This window comes from Thermatribacter velox (genome assembly GCF_038396615.1).
In the GTDB taxonomy this organism is placed as follows: Bacteria; Atribacterota; Atribacteria; order Atribacterales; family Thermatribacteraceae; genus Thermatribacter; species Thermatribacter velox.
The window spans coordinates 1,482,020-1,506,150 of record NZ_CP121689.1 but is presented as its reverse complement, the minus strand read 5'-3'; the positions used below and the strand labels follow the sequence as shown (position 1 = coordinate 1,506,150).

Below are 24,131 nucleotides of genomic sequence, written 5' to 3'. Positions count from 1 at the left end.
GGTTTTTTTATAAAAAGCGTTTAGGATTGGTGATCAGTTATATTCTAGTTGCTGTGGTAACAATTATTTCTTTTTTACCTGTTCTATGGCTTTTTACTTCCTCTTTCAAGCCGGCAAGGGAAATAGTAAAAGTACCCTCGACCTTTCTACCAGAAAAAGCGACATTGCGAACGTATAAGTATCTTTTTAAGAATATGCGGTTTGGAAGGTATTTTATTAATTCGTTATTTGTTGCTGGAGGAATTACTTGTTTGGTGGTTTTTACCAGTTCGCTTGCTGGTTACGTCTTTGCCAAATTTAAGTTTAAGTTTAAGGAGGTTTTGTTCACTGTTTTGATAAGCACTATGATGATTCCTTTTGTAACGATAATGCTCCCTTTGTATGTAATGGTTAGTGATTTTGGCTGGGTAAACAGTTTTAAGGGTCTTATTATACCAATGTGCCTCAGTGCTTTCGGTATTTTTCTTATGAGGCAATTCATTGAAAATATTCCTACGGATCTTATCGAGGCTGCACGTATTGACGGTGCTTCAGAGTGGTGGATATATTTTATGGTCATTTGGCCCCTCTCTCTACCTGCTATTTCGGCTCTTGGTATTTTTACCTTCATGTGGTCTTGGAACAATCTCTTGTGGCCTCTTCTTGTTGTTAGCAAGAAAGAGATGTATGTTGTTACTTTAGCTCTTGCTTCTCTTCAATGGGAAACAGGGATAAGATACGACGTAGTTATTACTGGTACAGCGCTATCCATTTTGCCCATCTTGGTAGTTTATGCGTTCTTTAGCAAATCTTTTATAAGGGGTCTTTCTTTTACTGGCTTGAAATACTAAAGAGCCTTGGGGGGTTTGGCAATGAAGCGAAAGCCCACGATTCATATTGTTTCTCATACTCACTGGGATCCAGAGTGGTATTCCCCTTTTAGGGAATATCAGATGCGTCTTGTTCCTCTCGTTGATAAGCTTTTGAAGATTTTGGAGGGGAATGATAGATATTTGTATTTTATGTTTGATGGTCAAGTGAGTGCATTGCTTAATTATTTAGAGCTGAAACCAGAAAATCGTCCACGCATAGAAAACCTGATTAAAAAGGGCAAGCTTTTAGTAGGCCCTTTTTATATTTTACCTGATGAATACATGGTCAGTCCTGAAGGGATTGTTAGAAACATCCTATGGGGTGTTAATGAAGCTAAGAAGTTTGGTGGATTTATGCCTATTGCTTACCTTTGTGACATGGCCGGACACCCTTCCCAAATGCCTCAGGTTCTGAATCTGTTTGGGTTAGATGTTATGGTTGCTTGGCGTGGTGTAATGGGATCTCTAGGAATTACGAAGAGTGAGTTTATTTGGAAGGGTCCTGATGGAAAAAGCAAAGTTCTTTTCTTGGTCATGCCGTTTGCTTATGTAAATTTTGGTAGGCTTCCTGAAGATTGGGAAGCCATTGTAAAGATAGCTGCTGACAACATTGTGATGTTGTCTAAGTTTGCTTCCACGTCGAATTATCTGTTTATGGAAGGCCACGATCATCAAGAACCAAGAGAAGACATTCCAGAAATTATTGACTTTTTAAACAAACGGCTTCCGGATTATCGTTTCATTCATTCTAACCTTGTGAAATACGCGGATTCAATTAGGGAAGAATTATCCACCGATATTGAAGAATATGAAGGCGAGCTGAGGGCAACTCAAACTTCTTTTGTTTTACCTGGAGTTCTTTCTAGTAGGATTCCGCTTAAAAAAGAAATCCGTGCTGCAGAAGTCTATTTGGAGCGCCTTGCGGAACCATTGTGCTCTTTGGTGGACATGATGGGCATTGATTGTTACCCTAAAGAATTCTTGGATCTTGCTTGGAGGATTCAATTTAATAACCAATTTCACGATGTTATATACGGTGCGCATGTAGATGAAGTTACTGATGATGCTTTGGTAAGAGCACATCAAGTTTTTCAGATTGCTAAAAGAGTTGCTTATGCTGCTGGTTATTCTTTGGCTAACCTATATTCTCGAGATTTTGAAAATAATGTAGCAATAGTTAACCCAACTCCTTATGCTCTTTCAGGTGTTTTTGATTTTTGTGTGCACTTTGGCATAGACGAGTCGGCAAGAGATTATGTATTTGTTGATGAATCTGGAAATTTAATTCCTTTCGCGATCGCAGAGATTAGTAAAATTAAAAACTACCTTTCTAAAAGGAAACTGATGGATTACTGTTGGAAAGGTGAAGAGATTGTAAAAGCTTGTATTTCTGCTTATATAGATTATATCCCCCCCTTTGGGTGTAAGATTATTGGTGTGGAAAAAGTAGAAAATTCTAAAATTGGTACGCCTCTGGAAGAGCGAAAAAAGGAATTGAGCAACTTTCTAAATATTTTGCCTTCTTTGCCTACAAAAGTTGAAGACCCAGTCGTGAGTGGCATCGATTTCATGGAAAATTCCTCTTTAAGACTTCTTTTCAAAAATGGTTCGGTTTTCTTGGAAGACAAAAGAAGTGGAAAGGTTTATCCAAAATTTGGCTTTATAGAAGATTCAGGAGATAGAGGCGATCATTATATGTTTTCGCCTCCTGAAGGCAACGCTATTGTTACTTCGCACTTTGGACAGATTGAAAAGGTATTTTGTTCTCCCTTAAAAACTACTTTTAAAATTGAGCATTTATTGAAAATTCCCAAAGCCATTGATCCAAGTCGAGTAAGGCGAACATCGGAAACTGTTGAGCAAAAGATAAAAGTTTTTTACACATTGCGCGCTGGTGCAGAATTTGTAGAAATAAAGGTGTGTTTTAAAAATGAAGCCGCTGATCATCGTTTGAGAATAGGTTTTGAAGTGGGAGAAAAAATTGTTTCTTCAGAAGCTGAGGTTTTCTTTGATGTTGTTAATAGAAAAATTTTAGAAAAAATGGATGATGCATTTTGGCCTGAAAAATCTTCTTCGACTAAGCCTAAAGACCGTTTTGTGTTTGTGGGGGATCAAGAAGGAGGACTGCTTTTTGTTGACCAAGGTTGGCTTAAGGAATACGAAATTTCTGAAGATGGCTTCTTTTATCTCACGCTTCTTAGATGTATTGGTTTTTTGAGTGTGGATTCTGTCCCTGAAAGGAGTAACGCTTTTACTGCGCCAGAACTTTCTACACCAAATGCGCAGTATTTGGAAGACTTCTTTGAAGCGGAATTTGTAGTTTTTCCCCTTATTGAACACTGGAGCAAGCTTTCCTCCTACGGTTTCGTTGATCATTTTGTGAAACCTCTTTTCTTTGAGTTTTCTGGAAGACATGTTGGAAAGCTAAATTCTGGAATGGGATTAATCGCTTTTAACGACGAGAAAATTTTGATGTCAGCTTTCAAGAAAAAAGAAAATGGGAGCGGATGGATACTTAGGTTATGGAATCCTGATAAAGTAGTTCGTTCAGTTGAACTTCATCTATCCCCAATTTTGAAGATAAATAAAGCTTTCATTGTGAATGCTTTAGAGGAGAGGATTGCATCAGTTGATGTTGAGGAGGGTAATGTGTTGTTGTTAGAGTTCAAACCAAAGGGAATTTTGAATGTCGAGTTGTGTAGGGAAGAAGGGAAAAGTTCATGATGCTTACACCTCAGAGAGAAAGGATGAGGAAAACATTAAAAGGGGAAATTCCAGATAAAATTCCTCATGGGGAAGTCATGATCGACGATTTTCTTGTAGAGAGATTGACAGGAACTGAAATGCCTTTTGCTCGTAAAAACTCTAATATTCACTGGGCTTTTGACCGGTTGAGCGAGACAGAATTTCAAGCACACTTAAAAGCTCGAGAATTGCTTGGTTGCGACTTTTTGGTTGTGTTTCCTCTTCAAAAGTTGAACGAAATTAGCAAAAGAGATGGCTATCCAGTTGTAAGGGATTTGTGGGGCAGAGTGCTTATTCTTTCGCCTTATACCTTTGAGACCATTTATCATCCTTTAACAAATATAGACGATCTGAGAAAATATCGATTTCCAAAGCCAGAAGAGTTTTCTTGGGATAATATTGAACTTTGGTTGAATGACTCTCCCTTTTTCGTTGCGTGTCAGATTGATGTAGGTTTTTCAATGTTTGCCGAACTTATCGGATATGAACGTCTAATGTTTTATATAAAGGATAATAAGAAAGAAGTGGTAAATTTTGCTACCCGTTTTTACGATTTTGCCAAAGAAATGGCGCAAAAGGCCATCGAAAAAGGTGCGGAGTGTATATGGTTAGCCGATGATTTTGCTCATAATAATGGCACATTTATAGCGCCTCAAGATTTATACGAGATTGATTTTCGATTTATGAAGACGCTTGTGGATGAAGTGCATAAGAAAGGGTCTTTGGTTAACCTGCATGCTTGTGGACGGGTAAGTACGGTAATTGATATTTTAGTAGAATTAGGCATTGACTCTTTGCACGGTTTGCAACCAGCTGCTGGTAATGATATTTTCCTTATTAAGGAAAGGTATGGCAAAAAAAATTACTCTTATTGGTAACTTAGATTTGAACCAACTTTTGCCTTTTGGGAAACCATATGAAATTAGTATTAAAGTTAAAGAATTAGTAGAAAAAATAGGTCAGGGTGGGAGATATATTCTTTCGAGTTGCAATTCGTTAACTTCAGCAGTGCCTGTAGAGAACGCCTTAACGGCTCATCTTGTTTGTGAAAGGTTTGGTGTGTATGCGAAGCCTAAGTCATAAGGAAAGATATCTTGGGGCTTTGTTTCGCAAAGAAATAGATTGTGTACCTTGCGCCCCTGAACTCTTTTTTCTTGTGCCAGCAAGGCTTACCGGATTAAAATTTTACGAAGTGAGCCCCGGGAGTTTCTTTCTACCAAAATTTCATAAAGTACCTCTTTGGAAAGCCCAGCTTGGGTGTGCAAAATTTTTTGATGTGTGTGGGTGGATAACTGTTTTCCCAAAGATGATTAGTAATGATTTAGAAGAGGAAGCGAATGTTATTTATCGGAATGAGGAGGTTGTCGAAATACACCTTTTTAAGTCAACTAACAAAATGGTTTTTCGTGAGGTTTTTGTTGCTCCACGGGACGATGCTCCTTGGTTGTTAGAACGCCCTGTCAAGGCATTTGAAGACTGGATAGAATACAAAAAATTTCTTTTTCCTCCTTCTTTTGAAATAGTTGCGGAAGAGATAGAAGAAGCTTATAAGGAAACTGGAGATGCTGGAATTGTGTCATTGGCAATTAGCGGTCTTTTTTTTGATCTTCTTATTTCATCTCGTGAAGGAGGATTAGAAAAAGTTTTTGAAGATCTCTTTGAGCATCCTTCTTTTTTTAAAAGACTTCATCGTGAGTTTATAGATCATACCAAAGAAAAGATGAAAGCTATTTGTAAAGTTACTAAAAAATTCGACGAGTTCTTTGTAGGTTGTTCTTATTCTGCGATACCCATTATTAATCCAAAGTTGTACCGGGAATGGGAAATTCCCTTTTTGAGAGAAATCACTGAATTTGCTCATATGTTTGGGAAACCGTTGCATCTCCACCAGCATGGTCGTGTGATGGGAATAATTGAAGATATTGCAGAAGCGGGTGTAGATTTGCTTTGTCCACTTGAGAGTCCTCCTCTTGGAGATGTGGATCTTGGATTGGTGAAGAGAAGGTTTGGAGATAGGTTAGCTTTGAAAGGAAATGTTCGCACACGAGTTTTATGCGAAGGTACACTGGGAGAGATTGAGGCAGAGGTTAAAGATTGCATTTATAAGGCTGCTAGTGGAGGAGGTTTTGTGTTGGGCACTGGAGATCAAGTTCATCGTGATACGCCTTTCGAGAATATCGTTTTTATGAGAGAATTATGTAAAAGATATGGTAGTTATCCTATTTCCGTCACTTCAGGATAACTCCTGGAAGATAAGCCTATGAAAATCACTTTTATTGGCGCTGGAAGCTTGATCTTTACTCAGAGATTGCTCATGGATCTTGTTTCTTTCCCTTTTCCGAAAGAAGAAATTGAGGTAGCGCTGGTTGATATTGATACTAAGCGCTTGAGCTATATTGAGAGAATTGCACGTCGCCTGTTTAGAGAAAACGGCCTTGGCGAGAATCAGATTTTTGCTACCACCGAGAGGAGAGAAGCACTTCCGGGTACGGATTATGTGTTTATCTCTATTCTGGTGGGTGGTATTGAGGTTATTCAAAAAGATATCGAAATACCGCTTAAATATGGTGTAGACCAGTGTATTGGAGATACCATAGGACCGGGTGGGGTATTCAGAGCTTTAAGGACCACACCAGTGATTCTGGATATATGCCGGGACATAGAAGAGTTGTGCTCTGAAGCAGTGATTCTCAACTACACTAATCCCATGTCGATTTTATGCTGGGTGGTAAAGGAGAAATTCCCCGAGCTTGCTTTTTACGGCCTGTGCCATAGTGTCCAGCATACTGCCAGACAACTTGCTTCTTACCTCGGAGTACCCTTTGAAGAGATTGAATACTGGGTAGCCGGGATAAACCACCAGGCATGGTTTTTAGAATTGCGCCATAAAGGAGAAGACCTGTATCCCCGCTTAAGGAAAGCTGCTGATAGAATGGAGCTCTGGGTTCAGGATACCACCCGGTTTGAGATGTTTAAACATCTTGGGTATTTTGTTACCGAAAGTAGCGGACATAATTCAGAATATAATCCCTGGTTTCGCAAGAGGAAAGATCTTTTGGAAAAATTTACTCCGGGTGGAGGATGGAATGGAGAAACCGGCTTTATATTGAAACTCTATGGCACAGATAGGGAAAGGTATGAAGAAGAACTGGAAGCAATTGCCAGTGGAGAGAAGGAGATTGATGTTTCAGAAAGTGACGAGTACGGGATAAAGATAATCTATGCACTGGAGAGTGGAGAGACTTTCCGGGCAAACATTAATCTTCCCAACAAAGGATTAATTACTAATTTACCTGGGGAATGTATTGTGGAGGTACCTTGCTTTGTTGAAAGGCTGGGTATCAGACCTGCTTCTGTGGGTGATTTGCCCCTACAGCTTGCTGCTTTGAACCGAATGGTGGTTCAGAGTCAGGAAATGGCTGTAAAAGGCATTCTCGAAAAGAAAAGAGACTACATATATTATTCACTGTACTATGACCCCCTCACTTCGGCGGTGCTCTCACTCGATGAAATCAAAAGCATGGTTGATGAAATGTTTGAAGCTGAGAAAGAATATCTTCCCGATTACTGGTTCTGAATATTCCCTTGTCAGTGTTTTCTTTTTGAGAGATAATGCCCCAAAGGGGGATTGGGTATGGAGAAAAGAAAACTGGGCAGCACCGAGCTTGAACTTTCTCTTCTGGGTCTGGGTGGTTTTCACCTGGTAGAACTTCTTTTCGAGGACGCAGTGCGTCTTATCAACCTGTATCTGGACCTGGGAGGGAATTACCTTGAGACTGCCGAGCTTTATGGGCATGGGGATTCGGAAAAGAAAGTTGGTGAAGTTTTGAAAACCCGGAGAAAAGAGTGTGTGGTGGCCACCAAGTCAAGGAGTAGAAAAAAGGAGGAGATACTCCTTTCTATCGAAGGCAGTTTGAAAAGGTTAAACACTGACTGCCTGGACCTTTTCTTTATTCATGAACTCAACCGCTTTGAAACGCTTGAAGAAATTCTTGCTCCTGGTGGTGCACTGGAAGGGCTCGAGAAAGCCAGAAAGGACGGAAAAATTCGTTATCTCGCCTTTTCAAACCATGTGACACCAGAAGTTGCCGTGAAGGCACTGGAGAGTTATCCATTCGATGCGCTGATGATTCCCCTCAATTACTTTGACCGCTTCAATTTTCCAGGCTGGGAGGAGGAAGTTATTCCCCTCGCCCAAAGCAAAGGAGTGGGCATTCTGGCTATGAAGCCCTTTGCAGATGGTTTTCTGTGGCGTAATTTTGAGCAGGCTTTGCGCTACACTCTTTCTCTTCCAGTAAGCTGTGTGGTCCTGGGTGCTAATACTGAGGAGTATTTGAGAAAGGACATTGCCGTGGTGGAGAATTTCACTCCCATGAGCGAGAAAGAGAAAGAGAAAGAGGAAGAGGAATGGTTCCGTAGTGCACCGGAGCTTGGCAATTATGTGTGCCGTCAGTGTGGGGAATGTCTTCCCTGTCCCCAGGGCATCGATATCCCTCGGATTTTCCTACTCGAAGGTCAATACGACCGTCAGATGCAGGATGGAATAGTGCGTGACCCTGCTGAATATGCTCTCCGGGATCGGTTGCGTTTCTGGTTTGGCAACCAGGATTATGCACAGAAAGCATATTCGGAGCTTTCAAGAAACGTGCTTTCCTGCAACCAGTGTGGAGAGTGTGAGAAGCGTTGCCCCTATGGTATTGCTGTAGTAAGGAAACTCAACATTGCTCATGCCAAGCTTACTGACCAGAGACCTCCAGGTTATAACCGCATCTTTTAGAAACTGCTGCCAGATGGCAGCAGTTTCTACTAAAAAGCCAGCCTGGCTTCTATTTGTTCCACGCCCTGGCGCAGAGTGTTCATGACTGTGCAGGCTCTTTCTGCAGCTTTGAGAATTCTTTCGCGCTCTTGAGGCGTGAGATTACCTTCCATTTCCACTTCCATCTCGATTTTGGCAATTCTTGAAGGGGCATCAGCCAGCTCTCCTTTGATGCGAGCAGTTACCTTTTCAAGAGGGAAGTTTTTGGTTTTCGCATAAGCAAAGGCGGTGCCTGCAAAACAGCTCCCCAGCGCTGCCAGAATATATTCGGTGGGCCAGTGGCCGGTTTCACTTTCCGCACCACTGCTTTTGAAATGAATGGTTGCTTCGCCAATCCGGGCTTCAACCTTTCCTTTTTGGGCAGTGAGTTCTACATAGGCCATGTTTTTTTACCTCCTCAGCTTGAACTGTGTTAATATTTTTAAAAACATTTATTCCCTGGAGGTATTCCTATGGCAAAGAAATTGCTGGCATTGATTCTCCTTTTAGGGTTACTGCTTCTGCTTGCGGGTTGTGCTCAGGTTGAAGTAGCGGTTAAAGTTGACTCTCAAGCCACCATTCCCCGGGCCAGGGTAGTGATTTATACTCAAGACTATACCGTGTTTGATAAAGCGCGTGCGTTTGCGCTGCAGGAATACAAAAAGCTTTCTCCTGAGGATCGGGAATTCATTTCTCTTCAGGAGAAAAAAGACGCTCCTCCTTATGCAGTTGCCTGGGTGTGGGATTTCAGTGAACACCCAGAAAGAGTAAAGGAGTTTACCGAACAGTTTCTGGGTAGAGATTTCACACTCGTTAAGGATGGAGACCTGGTGATTTTGAAGGGTAAAGTGGAAGGCGAAAGTCTTGAGTCTTCACTTCAGGGTGCCGCTTCCTGGGGTATAAAACCCTTTCTGAGCTCAGTGGAACTTCTGGTTAAGGCATACATGCCGGGGGAGATTCTTAGCTTTGTTGATGGCCAGGTTGATGGTACAACCTGGTATCAAACGTTCAATCTGGGCCAGTTGCTTCGGGATAAACCGGTTGTGGACATAGAGGTCATTGCTCGGGAGAAATAGGGGGGTGTTCTTAGTGACTGAAAAAGAACGGATACTGAGGGCCATAGAATACAGGGACATCGATAAAGTCCCTCACCACATTGATTTTACCATCCCTGCTCGGGAGAAGATGGCCCGCTTTCTTGGGGACAATGGCTTTCTTGATAAGTGGGGAAATCACTTAGCTTTTATAAAGGCAATTCCTCCTCACGGTTTTTCAGAAATCAAACCTGGTTTTGTGCGGGATGAATGGGGAGTGGTTTGGGACCGCCACATTGACCCGGATATAGGGAATCCCACCCCGATTCTGGAGAAGCCCTCGCTTTCTGGATACCGTTTTCCTGATCCTGATGACCCCCGCCGCTTTGAAGCAATACCTGATTTTGTAGAGAAAAACCGCAATAAGTTCCTGCTTTTGCGCCAGACCTACACCCTGTTTGAGCGAGCCTGGAGCCTGCGAGGGATGGAGAACCTGCTTTCTGATATGGTTATGAACCCAGATTTTGTGGAAGACCTGCTCGACCACATCAACTATTTCAACCTGCGGGTTATCGACCAAGCTCTGGATATGGGGCTGGACGGAGTACATTTTGGGGATGACTGGGGCTGGCAGCAGGGCCTTATCATGGGTCCTCACCTGTGGAGGAAGTTCATAAAGCCCCGCCTTGCAGAACTCATTGCTCTTGCTAAGAAAAAGGGTAAAAAAGCAACTCTTCACTCCTGTGGCAAAGTTCAGGAAATTCTTCCTGACCTGGTGGAAATTGGGCTTGACGTTTTTAACCCCTTTCAGCCTGAAGTGATGGATATTTTTGCCATTAAAAGGCAATATCAGGGCAGGCTTGCTTTCTGGGGAGGCATAAGCATTCAGCGTCTTTTGCCTTTTGGTACTCCAGAGGAAGTGAGAAGGGAGGTAAAAAGAATCATCGAGGAAATAGGTAAAAGCGGGGGCTATATTGCCGCTCCTTCCCATGCTTTACCCAAAGACATTCCCTGTGAGAACATTCTGGCTATGATGGAGGTCATCTGGAATCAGTAGGTCTCGGAGAGTTCTTTTGCGAATTCTTCGCTGGTTAAGTAGGTATCTTGGTAGCTGAGAAGAGGGTTTCCGTTTTCAAAAACAGTAGTACGCACAGTTAAAAAGGCTTTCCCTTCCTCTGCCTTTTGAGTGGCTAAAACCTCGGTTTTAAAGGACCGCTGCAGGTGGTTTTCTTTTTCTCCCCATATGGATACGGTGAGCATCTGGTTTTCGTCCACTTCAGCAAATATGACCACTTTCTGGTTTGCGAACCGGAAGCGAAAATCCTTATATCCGTAACTTACCGCTGCGTCTCTTCCAGGTGGCACATAAGCGGTTTCCGGGTAGTAACCAGAATGAGGATGGCGTTCAATGATTTGGGCTTCGGTAAGCAAAAGAGCGTTATAAAGGGTAGATACCACCTGACAGATGCCTCCTCCGAAACCAGTGCTCAGGTTTCCGTTCACGAAAACGGGAGCTTCCCGATAACCGTCTTCTTTTCCGGCTTCTCCCACCACTTCATTAAAAGAGAAAAGCTTATCGCGTTCGATGATTAAACCATCAATAGTCTGTGCTGCTTTCTGAATGTTAAAAAGTGCACCTTCTTCTTTGTTCTGACAGGAAGTTTGGAAAGAAGCCAGAAGATATGGGCACCCTATTTCTTCGAGCACCTGCTCAGTGTTTTTCCGAGGAGGTCTGGATTCTACCAGAGTGAGCTCTACCTCGCTTTTGCCCTGTTCGATAGCCTGAGTTATTTTCTGTAAAGCTACTTCGGCATTAATGCTTTTTTCGGTCTGGCCCCTTATGATTTTGTTTCCCAAACGTGAAGCGTCTTTTGGAGGGAGCATAGTTTCCCGAGCGAGTTCCTGGAGCCATTGCAGGGTTGCTTCAGGGTCGTAGTCAAAAACCGGGGTTACTTGAGGCGTTGTGGCCTCAAGAATTGCTTTCCGGGTTGCCACGAGGTTCAGCTTCCATCCCAGCTCTTTTTTGGGAAATAGAAACGACTTGTTTTGTACCTTCACCTGGAAGGGTTGGCTCAACCAGTCCTTGTTGACCAGTTCCAAGAAGGGGAGGAGCTCACTCCTTTTCAGGTTGGAAAGGTCATATTCCCAGAGGTGGATACTGACCTCTTTTGGGGAATGATTGCTGACAAACGACAGAAGCAAAAGCGCCGCAGCCAGCGCTGCGGCTACCATCACTAAGAAACTTCTATACACTGTGTTCACCCTTCAAGGAGTGCTTTCTTCGGTATTGTTTTCTGAAGTAGCCGGTGTTTGGTCTTCAGAAGATGCTCCTTGAGGGGTGCTCTCGCTTTCTGCTTCCTGGCTTTCCTGAGATTTCAGAGCTTCTGAAATGGTGATGGTACTCTTTTCGCGGAGTTCAGAAATCAAGTGCTCCAGGCGAACGTTTTTCTGCTCATTTTCCAGTATTTTGCGTATATCTTCTTTAGCTTCTTCAAATGGGGTAACCTGTTCTGGTTTGAACTCAAGAACCTGATAAATGCGGTAAAGGTCTCCTATTTTAATAACTCCAGTGACTGCGTTCGGTCGGTCAGCGAGTTCTTTTATAGCACCTCGTGCCTCTTCCGGAATCAGGGCTTCGCTGACCCAGCCCAGGTCTCCACCGTTTGAGGCATACTGGTCTTGGGATATTTCCTGAGCCACCTTAGAAAAGTCTTCCCCCAGATAAATGCGTTTGAGGGCTTTATCGGCTTCTTCCTGTGAGGGGACGGTTATCTGGCGCAGGTGATACTGGGCAGGAGTAGTGAACAGGCTGATATGTTCATTGTAATATTTTTGGATTTCTTCTTCTGGAATTTCGATGTCTTGAGCAAGGGAATCGATGAGTTTTTGAATCATAAGCTCTCGCTTTATGGATTCACGGAGGACGGGCAGGCTGAGGCGCTGGTAACTCAGAAAATCGTTAAATTCCTTTTCAGAGGGGAAGTTGGCCTTAATGGCGTTGAGTTGCTCCTCTATTTCCTGAGCAGAAACCTTGATTTTTCTGGAACGAGCCTCCTGGTAAAGCAGTTCATTGTTGATGAGATTTTCAAGCGTCATCATGCGCAAGAACTCAAAAGCTTTTTCATCCATCTGGTTCAAGGTCTTGCTGTCGTAACGAGAGAGAAGATTTCGAAAGGCTGCATCGAGCTCTGAAAAGGTAATAACCGTATTATTGACTGTCGCAGCTGCTGCCTGAGTGGTTCTCCCCGAACGCCTGTATGCTCCATAACCATAGTAAATGGTTACTGCAAAAGCAACTACTACTATAATCAGTATTACATCCAGGTTTTTACGCAAGCTTCTCATCATTTTCCCGTCCACCTCTTGATTGCCTTCCGTTTTGCCAATAATACTACTTTAAACGCTTTCGCTTGTCAATTTGCTTCTCTTTGGATACATTATTAAAAACACCAAGGAGGTATTTGAGGATGGAACTTGATGTTAGACAGATTCAGGAAATACTACCGCATCGCTTTCCGTTCCTCCTGGTTGATAGAATAGTTGCGCTGGAAGAAAACCGGGTAGTGGGTATTAAAAACGTTACCGTCAACGAGTGGTTTTTCCAAGGACATTTTCCTGGACGACCGGTTATGCCCGGAGTTTTGATTCTGGAAAGCATGGCCCAGGTCGGAGCAACCATGATGATGAACATGGAGGAATTTCGAAACTGCATTCCTTACTTTACGACTCTTGAAAATGTTCGCTTCAGAAGGCCTGTAGTGCCCGGTGACCAGCTGGTCATGGAGCTTACCCTTTTGAAGCTTAAACGGAGAATGGGGAAACTTAGTGGAGTAGCTCGAGTTGGTGACCAGGTTGTGGCCGAAGCAGAGATTGGTTTTTCCCTGGTGGAAGCTAAGGAGGAATAGGAGTTGGAGAGATTTTTTGCAAAGGTGAGTGGTGTTGGTTCTTATGTCCCGAGCAAGGTTTTAACCAATCAGGACCTTGAAAAGATGGTGGATACCAGCGATGAATGGATAACCACACGCACTGGGATTAAGGAGAGGAGAATAGCTTCGCCTCAAGAAACAACTTCCTCACTGGCTCTTGAGGCCGCTCGTCGAGCTTTGCAAATGGCCCAGGTTGACCCTCAAGAACTGGATTTGATACTGGTGGCTACGGTTACACCGGATATGGCTTTCCCCGCTACGGCCTGCCTTTTGCAGCGTGAACTGGGTGCTCCTCGAGCAGCCTGTTTTGATCTTGAAGCTGGATGTACTGGTTTTGTTTACGCGCTGGTTGTAGCTGAAAAATACCTGATTGGGGGTGGAGGCAACAAAGCTCTGGTGGTTGGCGCAGAAACGCTTTCCAAAATTGTAGATTGGGAAGACCGTGCTACCTGTGTCCTGTTTGGAGATGGGGCAGGAGCCTGTATACTTGAGAAAACGGATCATCCAGGTTTACTGGCTTCTTACCTGGGTAGCGACGGTGGGGGTGCACATCTTTTGGAACTTCCAGCGGGAGGTTCCCGCATGCCGGCTTCAAAGGAAAGCGTGGAAGGGCGAATGCATTACATCAAGATGAATGGTAATGAGGTGTTCAAGTTTGCAGTAAGAATAATGGAGGAAGCCTCGAAAGAGGTGGCCAGAAGGGCTGGCATAGGGCTTGAAGAGGTTGCTCTGTTTATTCCTCATCAAGCCAATATACGAATCATCGATTCTGCAGCTCGAAGGCTGAAGATTCCCCAGGAGAAAATTTTTGTTAACGTGCACAAATACGGCAACACTTCCTCCGCCTCTATTCCCATTGCTCTTGACGAAGCCTATCGTGAAGGAAGAATTAAGGATGGTGATTTACTGTTGCTGGTTGGTTTTGGTGCAGGTTTAACCTGGGGTTCTACAGTCATCCGGTGGTGAAAAGGAGGTTTTGTCCTTGAAAAGAAGAGTAGTTGTTACTGGACTGGGAGTAATCAGTCCGGTAGGTACCGGGAAAGATAATTTCTGGCAAGCACTGCTTGAAGGTCGTTCAGGCATCAGGCGAATAGAAGCTTTTGACCCCACTGACTTTGACTCGCAAATCGCTGGCGAGGTACGGGATTTTGACCCAGATAAATTCCTTTCTCGCAAAGAAGCTCGTAGGATGGATCGTTTCTCCCAGTTTGCAGTATGTGCTTCAATGATGGCCATTGAAGATGCAGGCCTGGATATTACGCGCATAGACCGTAACCTCATCGGGGTAATCTTAGGTTCGGGCATCGGAGGTATTAAAACCTTTGAAGAGCAGCATAGGACCTTATTGGAAAAGGGACCATCCAAGGTCAGTCCTTTCTTTATTCCTATGATGATTGTTAATATGGGAGCAGCCAATGTAGCTATTCAACTGGGTCTCAAGGGGCCAAATAGTTGTGTTTCCACGGCCTGTGAAGCTTCAACCCATGCCCTGGGCGAGGCGCTGCGCATCATTCAACTTGGAGAAGCTGACTGGATGATTGCGGTAGGTGCTGAGGCTTCCATAACACCCATTTCTCTGGCAGGGTTCTGTGCTATGAAAGCACTATCAATGCGCAACCATGAGCCAGAAAGGGCTTCTCGTCCTTTCGACCGGGACCGCGACGGCTTTGTGATGGCTGAAGGTGCTGCCGCCCTTTTACTTGAGGCAGAAGAAGTGGCCAGGGAAAGAGGTGCTCGTATATACGCTGAGCTGAAAGGATATGCATCCACCTGCGATGCTTATCATATTACTGCTCCGGACCCGGAAGGCAGCGGAGCGGCCCGTGCCATGCTTTACGCCATGCAGGATGCAGGAATTGAACCCCAGGATGTTGATTATATAAATGCCCATGGTACTTCCACACCACTTAACGATCGTATGGAAACCCTGGCCATAAAGCGCGCTTTCGGGGAGCATGCGTATTCCATCAAGATAAGTTCCATTAAATCGATGGTGGGCCACCTCCTTGGAGCAGCTGGGGCTATCGAAGCTGCAGCTACGGTTTTGTCGGTCTACCATGGAGTGATTCCTCCTACCATTAACCTTGAAAATCCGGATCCAGAATGCGACCTTGATTACACGCCCCAAAAGAGTGTGACCTGCTCCATTCGTCATGCCCTTTCTAATTCTTTTGGTTTTGGTGGGCACAACGGAACGCTGGTTTTTGGAAGGTATGGTGAACGCTGATGCCCTGGTGGCTTATCCTGATCATTAATTATCTCCTGGGCTCTTTGCCCTGCGGTCTCATCGTGGGTTGGGTGTTGCGGGGTGTTGATATAAGAAAGTTTGGAAGCGGCAACATTGGTGCTACCAACGTTTCCCGGGTGGTGGGTTTTAAAGGAGCTTTACTGGCAGGAGTTCTTGATGCCCTGAAGGGGTTTGTGGGTGCCTATTTAGCCAGTGTTTTTCTCCCTCATCCTGGCTGGTGGCTGGTGGCGGTCTTCCTGATTGTAATCGGTCATAACTGGTCGATTTTTCTGGGCTTCAGGGGTGGCAAAGGTGTGGCGACCACTCTGGGAGTGCTTTTTTATCTTTCCTGGCCTGCAGCTTCCCTGTGTTTCCTTGCCTGGGTAGTGGCGGTGGCTCTGACTCGCTATTCCTCGCTGGGTTCCCTCACTGGAGCGGCTCTGATGCCCGTTTTTCTGGTGTTGTTTGGTCGTCCCTGGCATTTTGTGTTCTGGGGAATACTTGCTGCGGTGCTCGTGTTTATAAGGCACAGAGAAAACATTCGCCGATTGATTTCTGGACAAGAACTAAAAATCGGCCAGAAAAAGGAGCGTGATTGAAATGGCAGGAAACGTTGTGGAAGTTAATCAGGATAATTTTAAGCAGGAGGTTCTCGAATCCGAGCTTCCCGTGCTGGTTGATTTTTGGGCTTCCTGGTGCATGCCTTGCCGTATGTTAGCCCCTATTGTGGAGGAAATCGCCGAGGAGTGGGCTGGTAAGGTTAAGGTAGCCAAGCTTAACACCGATCAGTCTCCCTCTGTGGCCCAGCAGTATGGCATCCATGCCATTCCTACCTTAATCATTTTTAAGAACGGTCAGGAAGTGGAACGACTGGTAGGATACCTTCCCAAAAGAAGCATTGAGCAAAAGCTAAAAGCCGTTGTTTGATGCGTCTTCAGTTTGCGTTTTTGGGGTTGATTGCTCTCTGGATCATAGTTTTTGGAAGTAATAGAGCTTTTACCTTTGAATTTGACGGGAAAACAGAAGTTTACGGCTTGAACCAAGTGAGGGTGATCACCCGGGCGCAGGTAGAGGATAAAGTGGTGGCTTTGACCTTTGATGATGCTCCAGCTCCGGCTCTTCCGGAGATTCTGGAGGTTTTGAATAAAAGAGAGGTTAAAGCCACCTTTTTTATTATTGGTGCGCAAGCTCAAAGATATCCGGAGTTGCTCAAGGAAATAGTTTTGCAGGGTCACGAGTTGGGAAATCATTCTTTTTCACATAACTTTGATGATTCTCAAAAGCTGGAAGCAATGATTCAGGATATCAAAAAGTGTGAGCAAGTGATTTTTGACCTTACAGGCCGTATCCCCTTGTATTTCAGACCACCTGGAGGATTTCTTAACGATCGGGTAAAGGAAGCCTGTGGGCGTACTGGCTACAGTATTTTGATGTGGTCTCTGGATACCAGGGACTGGGCACTAAGCGATTGCAAAGAGCAAATTATGGAGAATTTACTTGCTGGTCTTTCTCCGGGTGATATTATTCTTCTCCATGTGGTTCCCCAGACTGCTTCTTTATTGGATGAGATGATTGCTGCACTTACTGAAGAGGGATATCGGATATTGCCTTTGTCCTGTCTTTTGAGTGGAGCTTATGGGCGTTGAGCTTTCCTGGCCAGAGGAGTGGGTTATTCTTCGAGAAAAGCTTACCAGTTTTGAAGGGACAATTCTGGTGGTTGCTCCGGTGGACCGGGGGAAAACCACTCTGGTAAGGCTTATCTGTGATTTCTTTAGGGAATGTGGTCGCAGCTGTGCTCTGGTGGATAGCGACCTGGGACAGTCCGTGGTGGGTCCGCCAACTACGGTGGGAATGCTTCCGCCGGGGAGCCAGCTGGGGAGTCAGGAAGCGTTGTTCACTCCTTATTTCCGTTTTGTAGGTGATACCACACCTTCCAGGCATTTGCTTTTGACTGCGCTCTCTGTCTTTGAGCTGGTGCAGATGGCTCGAGCACTTTCCCAGGTGGTGGTGGTCGACACCTGTGGTCTTTTTCGGGGGCTGGAAGGGTTGTATCTCAAGATGCTTAAGATAAAGCTTTTGATGCCTCAGCTGGTGATTGGCCTGGGCAATGAAGAGGAATTCCGGGTACTTAAGGTTTTGAAGGGTAGGGATTTTCTGATTTTGCCTACTCCGGAAGGAGTGAAAAATAAAGGTGCTGAAGAAAGAAAAGCTCGTCGGAAACTGCTTTTTGCGGAGTATTTTTCACGAGGCAGAAAGCTTGTCCTGGAGCTATCCAGGTTGCGTCTTTTTGCCCCCCTTTCCCCTTATTTCTATCTTCAGCAGGCTTTGCAAGCGGAGTGGGGAATGGTTTTCAAAGTGGGAAGAAAGCGGTATCATCTCCTTTGCTCAGAAAAAGTACAGCAAGATTTTCCCCTTGAAGAGCGGAGTGGCTACTGGCTTCTTCCTGAAGATATGAATAATCTCCTTTGTTGCCTGTATTCGAAGCAGCTTCGAGAGATAGGACTGGGTATCATCAGAAAAATCGACTTTGCAAAAGGCAAAATGGAAATATGGGGCACCACCCTATCTCAGGCAGAGCCCCACTTCGTGGTTTGCGGTGACCTGAAGGTAAACCCTCAGGGTGAGGAAATGGGTCGTTTGTCCTGGAAGATTTTAAGGTAAATACAGGTTTATATTTCAAGGTAGCGAGCAGTAACTCCTTCTAATTTTTGTAAGCGCTCTTTAAGCTGCTCAATTTCTTCCTGTTTTCCGGTGAGCTCCAGTATCACCAGGCCGTCTTCGGCACAGTATTCAGGAGAGGCTTCGTGAAGCCCCAGACGGGTTTTTATGTTGCACCCGAACTGGGTGAGAATTTCCTGAACCTGGGGAGCCTGCTGGGAGCGGGCCGCAATTTTGAGTATCAAGAGTCGGTACATCCTTACCACCTCTTTTTGGAATGTTTTTTACTCAGATAGTGTACTTAAAAGTGTTCGGGTTTAAAAATATTAGTTTTTTTATAGAAAAAGTAGAGAAACCTATTGACAAGTCACTCTTAGCTCACTATAATTCTCAGCACAAAGTGAATAAAAGGCTAAATCGAAGAAAGGGATTAGTAGTCAGGGGGAGGAACAGAGAGAGCCGGGGTAAGGTGGGAGCCCGGTTTCCAAAGCCTGGCGAAATGGCCCTGGAGAGGTTGTGGTGAAAGTAAGTAGCCACAAACGGTGAGCTCCGTTAAAGGTGAAGAGTGGCCGGTGAGCTTTTACTCGCTGGTCACAAGGGTGGTACCGCGGGAAACCCTCGCCCCTTGGGCGAGGGTTTTTTGTTTTAGAATACGCGAATAATGGAGGTGATGGATGGTGAAAGAAGTGTTGCGGAGTTATGAGGAAATCAACCAGAAAATCCGCGAAGGTAAAGCAGTAGTGGTCACTGCTGAAGAAGTAATTGAGATGGTGAAAGAGAAAGGCCTGAAAGAGGTAGCCCGTCAGGTTGACGTGGTAACCACGGGCACTTTTGGCATCATGTGTTCTTCAGGCGCTTTTTTGAATATTGGCCATACCAAACCCCGGATGAAGATTTCTGAAGCTTATCTGAATGGAGTAATGGCCTACTGCGGTCTGGCTGCTGTCGATATGTACATTGGAGCGACCCAGCCTGCCAAGGATGACCCCCTTAACAAAGTACACCCTGGCGAGTTTCGCTATGGTGGGGGGCATGTCATTCAGGACCTGGTTGCCGGAAAAGACGTTCTGCTTGAAGCCTATGCCTATGGTACGGACTGTTATCCACGCAAAAAGCTGGTTACCTGGATTAACCTTAAGGACCTGAATGAAGCTTATCTTTTCAACCCTCGCAATGCATACCAGAATTACAATGTGGCAGTGAACCTCTCCGATAAGACTATTTATACCTACATGGGTATCCTTTTACCTCGTCTTGGGAATGCCGGTTATTCTTCGGCAGGCCAGTTAAGCCCTCTTTTGAATGACCCCTTTTATCGGGTCATTGGGGTAGGAACCAGGATCTTTTTGGGGGGAGGAGTTGGTTATGTGGCCTGGCAGGGCACTCAGCATAACCCTTCGGTGGAACGCAACGAAAGAGGTGTTCCTAAAGGTGGTGCTGGGACACTAGCCCTGATTGGCGACCTGAAAGGGATGAGTGCACAGTGGCTCTGGGGGGTGAGCGTCAGGGGTTATGGCTGTTCCCTTGCAGTGGGAGTTGGAGTTCCCATTCCCATTCTTGATGAAGAAACCCTTTATTACTGCTCGGTAAGTGACGAAGAAATCTTGGCTCCGGTGGTTGACTACAGCTCTGCGTACCCGGAAGGAACAGGCGAGGTTCTCGGGTATGTCAGCTATGCTCAGCTACGCAGTGGTAAAATAGTAATCAAGGGTAAAGAAATTCCCACTTTTCCGCTCTCCAGTTATCAGCGAGCCAGGGAAATTGCCCAGACTCTCAAGCGCTGGATTCAAGAAGGCAACTTTGAATTGACCCGTCCGGTAGTCAATCTTCCCGGAGTGGAATCTGGAGTGCGCTTTAAAAACCTTAAAGAACGTCCGGTTGAAAATTACGCGGGGAATCTTAAGGGGTGAGCACCATGACCGTTTCTCGAAAAATAGTTCTGCATTTTCCGGCCCAGGTTGCGGATAGACCCATAGTTTGTGATTTGGCATTGCGTTTTGGACTGGCTTTCAACATTCTCAGGGCTTCTATTTCACCGCATCGTGAAGGGATTATGGTTATGGAAATCATTGGTGAAGGTGCAAATCAGGAAAAAGGCTTGCAGTACCTGCGTGAGCAGGGAGTACTGATTGAATCACTCAGCCAGGATATTCGCAAAAACGATGAACGCTGTATCAACTGTGGAGCCTGTGTGGGTGTTTGCCCCACTTCAGCACTGTTTATAGAGAAGCCCTCGTTTGAGGTGCGTTTCGACGGTACCAGATGCATTGCCTGTGAAATGTGCATTATGGCCTGTCCTACCTTTGCTATGGAGGCTTTGATCTGAACGTGGAGTATGTGAAAAGATGGTATCGCCAACTGATGCAGGTACCCGAACTGGTCTCTTTTGAGGTGAAAATAGAAGAGAGCGATCTTTTTGTCATGGCGAATGTCGATGTACAGGAAAAGGTTAGAGAGCTCCTGGAGCGGGAGCGCAGGAACCTGAAAGCCTATTTGCGCTACCACCCTGAATTTCTGAATTCTCTGGAACCGCTTCGGGTGCCTGCATTTGCTCCTCCCATTTGCCGGCTCATGGCCTGGGCTTCCGAAAAAGCCCAGGTAGGCCCCATGGCTGCAGTGGCCGGAGCCATTAATGAGCGGGTTTTCGAGGGCGTTAAGGAAGAGGTTAAGGAATTTATAGTGGAAAATGGTGGGGATTTGCTTATTGTTTCTTCTTGTTCGAGAGTAGTGGCAATCTATGCTGGAGAGGATTCACCCTTCAGCTTTAAACTGGGAATCAAGCTTCCACCCGGCAGATGGGGAGTGGCGACCTCTTCAGGCAAAGTGGGTCCTTCCTTGAGCCTTGGTAAGGCTGATGCTGTGGTGGTAATCAGCGACTCTGCGGCACTTGCCGATGCCTGGGCAACTAGCCTGGCCAATCTGGTAAAAGCTAAAGAGGATGTAGAGAAGGTTTTGCGAATTAGCGAGAATGCTTACGGTGTTCAGGGAGTGTTTGTGGCCTTTGGAGAGATTATGGGGGTAAGGGGTAAAATAGAACTGGTTGCTCTGTGATTTTTTGCGAGGTTGAAAGATGGAGGAAAAAATCTGTGCTTTTTGTGGAAAGCCGATTGAAGGAAAGGCTTTCCGTGAACGAGCTTTGGTAGCTCGATTTAAGCCTGCTCTTTTTCATCACCATTGCGGGAAGAAATATTTTGAACTCACCTGGCGAACTCACTTTCGGTGGTATGGATTGTCTCAAGAGGATATCCCCGATTTTTATCGCTACATTGATGAAAGCCTGAAGGTCGCTTTTGAAGAAGTTATGCTTTAAGCTTTTCCCAGCTTCCTGCAACTTGCGGAATAACTGTTCCCTCACCGGGTTTTAGATTAAAACACTTGTTTTACTGTTCCTCTTTGGAAAGGAGTGATTTTGATGCAGAAATTAAGCCGGGCATTCACGGTTTTGGCGCTATCTTTGTTTTTTGTGCTGGTATTCGTGGTTGCTGGTTTCGGTGAACAAAACTTATCCACTGACGAGGTGGAAATTCGTGAGTATCAGGGAGAAAAGCTGGGTTCTGTTTCCGACTTTCGTGAGAACTCAATTCGAGGAGTTCAGAAGGTCGACCCTGCAACCTATCGCCTGGTTGTAGATGGCCTGGTTGCAAAACCGTTGAGCTTTTCTCTCGAGGAGCTTCGCTCTTTTCCTCGAAAAAAGAAACTGGTGACTCTGTTCTGTGTTGAAGGGTGGCAGGTTAAGGCTCTTTGGGAAGGCATCCCTCTTTCCGCTCTTTTTGAGAAGGTAGGGGTTTTGCCGGAAGCGAACACGGTTATTTTTTATGCTGTGGATGGGTATACCACCTCTCTTCCACTCGACTACATTCTGGAGCGAGATATCATCATAGCTGATAAAATTAACGGAATAACCCTTCCTCCTGCTCAGGGTTTTCCTTTCCAGCTGGTGGCAGAGAGCAAATGGGGCTACAAGTGGATTCGCTGGTTGGAACGGATTGAGCTTTCGGATAATGCCAATTATCGAGGTTACTGGGAGAGTAAAGGCTACAGCAACTCTGGTGATTTGAATAGGCCCATGTTTGAGCAATAATCAAGAGACGGGAATAAAACTTTAAAACATTTGTTTTAAAGTTTTTCAAAGAAAAAGGAGGCGGACATTATGTTCCGCAAAACAAATTTTTCGGGTGTAGTGCTGGCAGTTTCTTTGATGCTACTTTTTGTGTTTTCGGGTCTGGCTCAGGGTGCGCAAGAGATAACTCAGGCTGCAGATTCCTTTCTGAAATCGGTGCCTCAGAACAAGCTCTGGCTTATTTCTGTAGCAGAGCTCAAAGCTCTAATTGAAGAAAAGGGAGATTCTCTGTTCATCCTGGATGTGCGTCCTGATTTCATGTACAAAAACGGCCATATTCCTGGTTCAGTGAATGTGCCGCTTCCGACCCTGATCGATAATCTAAACCAAATCCCCAAGGACAAGACTGTTGCGGTGGTATGTTCGCTGGATACCAATTCAGCATTTGCGGTTTCTGTTCTTCAGATGCTGGGTTATGAGGCCTGGATAGTTGAAGGTGGCGTCCCTGGTTGGGTAAAAACAGGCTCACCTCTTGAGAAATAACTTTGGATTTTGAATGTAGTTGCTTTTTAAGAAAAGCCTCTCCCGTAAGGGAGAGGCTTTTCTTTTTAGGAGAAGGTACGCTGGTTTTTCTCCGAAGTGTTGGGGATTTTAATTCTTCATGTTAAAATTTTTCCATGTTAAAAGAACATCACTCGGTTGCTACTGGTACGGTTTCAAATGTTGCGCCGCTCTGGCGCCTGGGGAAACCGCTTTTTGCGGCCTATCTCTCCCAAAGATATACCAGGTGCGCTTTGCTTGGTGATTTCCCAAAGCCACCCTTTGTGTTGCTTGCCAATCACTTGAGCGCTCTGGATCCTTTTATAATCAGTGTTTTTTCTCCTTACCCCATTCACTGGGTGGCCAACCGCTTGATTTTTCACCATCCCACCCTGGGTGTGTTAATAAGGATGGTTGGTGCTATACCTAAGCAGAAAAACTATCCAGACCCCCGTGCGGTAAAACAAATCTTTAAAGTGGTGGAAAAGGGTGGGATAGTGGGTATTTTCCCCGAAGGTTCAATAACCTGGTCAGGGAACTTTGAGGGGGTAATGCCTGGTACCTCAAAGCTGGTTAACACGCTGGGTATTCCAGTGGTGGTGGTAAAGATTAAGGGGGCGTGGCTTGCCCAACCGGTGTGGGCAGAGGCTCGCAGAAAAGGACCAGTGGAAGTGGAGATTAACGTTTATAAAAATTTTCCCGGTGAACAAGCTCTTTTTCATTCTGAATGGGACTGGCAACTTAAGCAGGGGTTCGAGTATCGCGGCGACCATAAGTCCAAGGGAATTGAGAGGGTAATATGGTTCTGTCCTGCGTGTGGTACATTCCGCTCTGTAGAGGCTCTGGGAGATGCGTTTGGATGCCGCCACTGTAGAGCACAGTGGATTCTGGACCAGTATGGTTTGGTGGAAGGGATTCCACTGGTCGATTTTATGGAAGCTCAGAAAAAGTGGCTATCCTGCTTTGCTCAGGAACGGGGCTTAGAAATTGCCGGGGTTTTGGTATCTATCAGAGACCGCTTAAGCGGCCGCTTGAAATCCCTAAAAAGAGGAATGCTCAGATTGAATCACGAAGGGCTAATGATAGGAAACTTTCATTTTCCGCTTTTAGCCATCAGGGCTGAAAATCTTTTTCTCAAGGATATTTTTGAGTTTTTATGCTTGAACTGGTTGGTTCGGGTGCATACCAGGTATTCTTCCTTTTTGCTCTATTCGATGCTCAAGGAGTCGAAAAGAGCAACTTTTCCCTTTGAAAATAGAGAGATTGATAAAAAAACGGTAACGATTTGACCTGTA

At 45.1% G+C, this 24,131-nt stretch carries 27 protein-coding genes and 1 other annotated feature; of the genes, 23 read left to right on the top strand and 4 right to left on the bottom strand.

Translation table 11 applies throughout. The annotated features are described in order from the left end of the window. The first annotated feature begins 194 nt into the window (after window positions 1-194). From QBE54_RS07545 to QBE54_RS07515, 7 genes are all read left to right on the top strand, one after another. Window positions 195-830 (top strand): carbohydrate ABC transporter permease, encoded by a 636-nt coding sequence (locus QBE54_RS07545; RefSeq protein WP_369017584.1) that lies wholly within the window; start codon window positions 195-197, stop codon window positions 828-830. A 21-nt stretch (window positions 831-851) separates the two neighbouring features. Further along, window positions 852-3,575 (top strand): glycosyl hydrolase-related protein, encoded by a 2,724-nt coding sequence (locus QBE54_RS07540; protein ID WP_369017583.1) that lies wholly within the window; start codon window positions 852-854, stop codon window positions 3,573-3,575. Beyond that, a complete protein-coding gene (locus tag QBE54_RS07535; RefSeq protein ID WP_369017582.1) occupies window positions 3,572-4,474 on the top strand; it encodes a uroporphyrinogen decarboxylase family protein in 903 nt (300 codons plus the stop codon). Before QBE54_RS07540 ends, QBE54_RS07535 begins: the two co-directional genes overlap by 4 nt. Beyond that, entirely contained in the window at window positions 4,446-4,679 is a 234-nt protein-coding gene (locus QBE54_RS07530) for a uroporphyrinogen decarboxylase family protein (RefSeq protein WP_369017581.1), read from the top strand. The genes QBE54_RS07535 and QBE54_RS07530 overlap by 29 nt, the downstream gene beginning before the upstream one ends. A gap of 223 nt (window positions 4,680-4,902) precedes the next feature. Continuing rightward, window positions 4,903-5,838 carry a uroporphyrinogen decarboxylase family protein gene (locus QBE54_RS07525; RefSeq protein ID WP_369017580.1) on the top strand — a complete coding sequence of 312 codons (936 nt, stop codon included), beginning with the start codon at window positions 4,903-4,905 and terminating at the stop codon, window positions 5,836-5,838. Between the two features lie 18 nt (window positions 5,839-5,856). After that, entirely contained in the window at window positions 5,857-7,173 is a 1,317-nt protein-coding gene (melA, locus tag QBE54_RS07520) for an alpha-galactosidase (protein WP_369017579.1), read from the top strand. A 57-nt stretch (window positions 7,174-7,230) separates the two neighbouring features. Continuing rightward, window positions 7,231-8,373, top strand: a complete 1,143-nt coding sequence (locus QBE54_RS07515; RefSeq protein ID WP_369017578.1) for an aldo/keto reductase — start codon at window positions 7,231-7,233, stop codon at window positions 8,371-8,373. 29 nt (window positions 8,374-8,402) lie between these two features. Here QBE54_RS07515 and QBE54_RS07510 read toward each other — a convergent pair whose 3' ends face one another. Beyond that, window positions 8,403-8,795 carry an OsmC family protein gene (locus QBE54_RS07510; RefSeq protein ID WP_369017577.1) on the bottom strand — a complete coding sequence of 131 codons (393 nt, stop codon included), beginning with the start codon at window positions 8,793-8,795 and terminating at the stop codon, window positions 8,403-8,405. Window positions 8,796-8,864: 69 nt separating this feature from the next. Between QBE54_RS07510 and QBE54_RS07505 the strand changes: the two genes are divergently transcribed. Both QBE54_RS07505 and QBE54_RS07500 read left to right on the top strand, forming a co-directional pair. Beyond that, window positions 8,865-9,467 (top strand): hypothetical protein, encoded by a 603-nt coding sequence (locus tag QBE54_RS07505; RefSeq protein WP_369017576.1) that lies wholly within the window; start codon window positions 8,865-8,867, stop codon window positions 9,465-9,467. A 13-nt stretch (window positions 9,468-9,480) separates the two neighbouring features. Continuing rightward, window positions 9,481-10,482, top strand: coding sequence for a uroporphyrinogen decarboxylase family protein (locus QBE54_RS07500; protein ID WP_369017575.1), 1,002 nt, complete (start codon window positions 9,481-9,483; stop codon window positions 10,480-10,482). On the opposite strand, the gene QBE54_RS07495 is transcribed toward QBE54_RS07500, so the two are convergent. Then, window positions 10,476-11,678, bottom strand: a complete 1,203-nt coding sequence (locus QBE54_RS07495; protein WP_369017574.1) for a VanW family protein — start codon at window positions 11,676-11,678, stop codon at window positions 10,476-10,478. The two genes, QBE54_RS07500 and QBE54_RS07495, sit on opposite strands and share 7 nt — an antisense overlap. Window positions 11,679-11,690: 12 nt before the next feature. Continuing rightward, window positions 11,691-12,773: a SurA N-terminal domain-containing protein gene (locus tag QBE54_RS07490; protein ID WP_369017573.1), complete on the bottom strand. Its 1,083-nt coding sequence runs from the start codon at window positions 12,771-12,773 to the stop codon at window positions 11,691-11,693. 119 nt (window positions 12,774-12,892) lie between these two features. Here QBE54_RS07490 and fabZ point away from each other — a divergent pair, with 119 nt between their 5' ends. The 7 genes from fabZ to QBE54_RS07455 are packed head-to-tail and all read left to right on the top strand — an operon-like array spanning window position 12,893 to window position 18,239. Then, the gene (gene fabZ, locus QBE54_RS07485) at window positions 12,893-13,330 is read left to right on the top strand and encodes a 3-hydroxyacyl-ACP dehydratase FabZ (protein ID WP_369017572.1); all 438 of its coding nucleotides are present in this window, start codon (window positions 12,893-12,895) and stop codon (window positions 13,328-13,330) included. A 3-nt stretch (window positions 13,331-13,333) separates the two neighbouring features. Then, entirely contained in the window at window positions 13,334-14,317 is a 984-nt protein-coding gene (locus tag QBE54_RS07480) for a beta-ketoacyl-ACP synthase III (protein ID WP_369017571.1), read from the top strand. Between the two features lie 16 nt (window positions 14,318-14,333). After that, window positions 14,334-15,578, top strand: a complete 1,245-nt coding sequence (gene fabF, locus QBE54_RS07475; protein WP_369017570.1) for a beta-ketoacyl-ACP synthase II — start codon at window positions 14,334-14,336, stop codon at window positions 15,576-15,578. Continuing rightward, on the top strand, window positions 15,578-16,177 hold the full coding sequence (gene plsY / locus QBE54_RS07470; protein WP_369017569.1) for a glycerol-3-phosphate 1-O-acyltransferase PlsY: 600 nt from the start codon (window positions 15,578-15,580) through the stop codon (window positions 16,175-16,177). The genes fabF and plsY overlap by 1 nt, the downstream gene beginning before the upstream one ends. 1 nt (window position 16,178) lies before the next feature. Then, entirely contained in the window at window positions 16,179-16,505 is a 327-nt protein-coding gene (gene trxA / locus QBE54_RS07465) for a thioredoxin (RefSeq protein ID WP_369017568.1), read from the top strand. After that, a complete protein-coding gene (locus QBE54_RS07460) occupies window positions 16,505-17,224 on the top strand; it encodes a polysaccharide deacetylase family protein (protein ID WP_369017567.1) in 720 nt (239 codons plus the stop codon). The genes trxA and QBE54_RS07460 overlap by 1 nt, the downstream gene beginning before the upstream one ends. Next, window positions 17,214-18,239: a Clp1/GlmU family protein gene (locus QBE54_RS07455; protein ID WP_369017566.1), complete on the top strand. Its 1,026-nt coding sequence runs from the start codon at window positions 17,214-17,216 to the stop codon at window positions 18,237-18,239. The genes QBE54_RS07460 and QBE54_RS07455 overlap by 11 nt, the downstream gene beginning before the upstream one ends. A gap of 8 nt (window positions 18,240-18,247) precedes the next feature. Here the strand turns inward: QBE54_RS07455 and QBE54_RS07450 are convergent, their stop codons facing one another. Beyond that, complete coding sequence (locus tag QBE54_RS07450; protein WP_369017565.1) at window positions 18,248-18,493, bottom strand: hypothetical protein; 246 nt, start codon at window positions 18,491-18,493, stop codon at window positions 18,248-18,250. 154 nt (window positions 18,494-18,647) lie between these two features. Beyond that, window positions 18,648-18,865, top strand: a binding site (T-box leader). A 57-nt stretch (window positions 18,866-18,922) separates the two neighbouring features. Between QBE54_RS07450 and QBE54_RS07445 the strand changes: the two genes are divergently transcribed. From QBE54_RS07445 to QBE54_RS07415, 7 genes are all read left to right on the top strand, one after another. Further along, on the top strand, window positions 18,923-20,146 hold the full coding sequence (locus QBE54_RS07445; protein ID WP_369019416.1) for a homocysteine biosynthesis protein: 1,224 nt from the start codon (window positions 18,923-18,925) through the stop codon (window positions 20,144-20,146). A 5-nt stretch (window positions 20,147-20,151) separates the two neighbouring features. Next, window positions 20,152-20,562 (top strand): NIL domain-containing protein, encoded by a 411-nt coding sequence (locus QBE54_RS07440; protein ID WP_369017564.1) that lies wholly within the window; start codon window positions 20,152-20,154, stop codon window positions 20,560-20,562. Window positions 20,563-20,564: 2 nt separating this feature from the next. Then, a complete protein-coding gene (locus QBE54_RS07435) occupies window positions 20,565-21,287 on the top strand; it encodes a UPF0280 family protein (protein WP_369017563.1) in 723 nt (240 codons plus the stop codon). 19 nt (window positions 21,288-21,306) lie between these two features. Beyond that, entirely contained in the window at window positions 21,307-21,546 is a 240-nt protein-coding gene (locus tag QBE54_RS07430) for a hypothetical protein (protein WP_369017562.1), read from the top strand. A gap of 102 nt (window positions 21,547-21,648) precedes the next feature. After that, window positions 21,649-22,317: a molybdopterin-dependent oxidoreductase gene (locus QBE54_RS07425; protein ID WP_369017561.1), complete on the top strand. Its 669-nt coding sequence runs from the start codon at window positions 21,649-21,651 to the stop codon at window positions 22,315-22,317. A 69-nt stretch (window positions 22,318-22,386) separates the two neighbouring features. Then, window positions 22,387-22,839, top strand: coding sequence for a rhodanese-like domain-containing protein (locus tag QBE54_RS07420; protein WP_369017560.1), 453 nt, complete (start codon window positions 22,387-22,389; stop codon window positions 22,837-22,839). A gap of 134 nt (window positions 22,840-22,973) precedes the next feature. Further along, window positions 22,974-24,125 carry a lysophospholipid acyltransferase family protein gene (locus QBE54_RS07415; RefSeq protein WP_369017559.1) on the top strand — a complete coding sequence of 384 codons (1,152 nt, stop codon included), beginning with the start codon at window positions 22,974-22,976 and terminating at the stop codon, window positions 24,123-24,125. The last annotated feature ends 6 nt before the right edge of the window (window positions 24,126-24,131 follow it).